The organism is Endozoicomonas sp. YOMI1, assembly GCF_024606345.1.
Classification (GTDB): domain Bacteria; phylum Pseudomonadota; class Gammaproteobacteria; order Pseudomonadales; family Endozoicomonadaceae; genus Endozoicomonas.
The window spans coordinates 1-1,077 of record NZ_JAHHPM010000437.1 but is presented as its reverse complement, the minus strand read 5'-3'; the positions used below and the strand labels follow the sequence as shown (position 1 = coordinate 1,077).

At 48.5% G+C, this 1,077-nt stretch carries 2 protein-coding genes and 1 pseudogene; all 3 read left to right on the top strand.

The genetic code is table 11. The annotated features are described in order from the left end of the window. Nucleotides 1-159: pseudogene (cpsB, locus tag KDK15_RS15475) on the top strand (mannose-1-phosphate guanylyltransferase/mannose-6-phosphate isomerase); the annotation flags it as partial. Between the two features lie 203 nt (nt 160-362). Next, nucleotides 363-629, top strand: coding sequence for a DUF4160 domain-containing protein (locus tag KDK15_RS15470; protein WP_257296288.1), 267 nt, complete (start codon nt 363-365; stop codon nt 627-629). Continuing rightward, a complete protein-coding gene (locus KDK15_RS15465; RefSeq protein ID WP_257296287.1) occupies nt 622-885 on the top strand; it encodes a DUF2442 domain-containing protein in 264 nt (87 codons plus the stop codon). The genes KDK15_RS15470 and KDK15_RS15465 overlap by 8 nt, the downstream gene beginning before the upstream one ends. Nucleotides 886-1,077: the final 192 nt, after the last annotated feature.

Sequence of the window (1,077 nt, the reverse complement as noted above, 5' to 3'; positions counted from 1 at the left end):
CTGCTGACTGAAAACCAGTCTACCTATATTCCCATTGGCGTGGTGCATCGACTGGAAAACCCCGGTAAGTTTGATCTTGAGCTGATTGAGGTGCAAAGCGGGGGGTATCTGGGTGAGGATGATATTGTCCGGTTTGAAGATACTTACGGCCGAACTTGAGTGGTGAGTGAATGTCGCTGAAAAGAACGCTTCCCGCTGCCCGCCTCCCGCTGCCCGAAAAAGCAAAGCTTTTATCTTTTACGGGAAGCGGGCAGCGGGAGGCGGGCAGCGTTCTTTAACATTAACTATTCACCCATAACTAATGGTATAAACTGTATCTACGGTGTTCACCCCATAATAATTCACTCAACAAGAATTCCGTGATGCCAGTGATATCAAGCTTTTTTGGGATTTATATCAGGATGTACCACGCTGATCATGCCCCACCGCATATTCATGCCGAGTATCAGGGGCATGAGGCCCTGGTAGAAATATCCACAGGTCATATTCTGGAAGGTAGTTTACCCAAAAAAGCAGCAAAGCTTGTGGGCGACTGGTGTTTGTCGCATCAAGCTGAGCTGGCAGACAACTGGCAAAGGGCAATGGATCTTCAACCACTTGAGCGTATAGCAGGAGCTGACAATGATTAAAATCGTTCAGGCTGTTTATCAGGCAGGGGTGGAAATAAAGCTTCATTTTTCTGATGGCAGCTTTGGTGTTATGGATTTTAGTGAAATGCTGTCACATAAAACCAGCCTTACCCGGGCTTTGGATGATGCCTCTTTTTTCCAACGTTTCTTTATCGAACTAGGGGCGCTTTGCTGGCCTAATGGCCTGGAGTTCAGTGCAGGTAGCCTTTATAAAAGACTGGAAGAGTCCGGTAAGCTGGTTAAGCCTGCTGCTTAGGGTTTGTCTTGGACCTCATTTTACTCAGGCTGTAAAAGGGCGCTTCCCGCTGCCCGAAAAAGCACGGGTCTTTTCTTTTACGGGTAGCGGGTAGCGGGGGGCGGGCAGCGTTCCTTAAACTCATTCCGATTCACTCATTACCGGCCATCCAGCCGGTCCAGAATTTTCAGGGCTTGCTTTGGATTGCCTGAT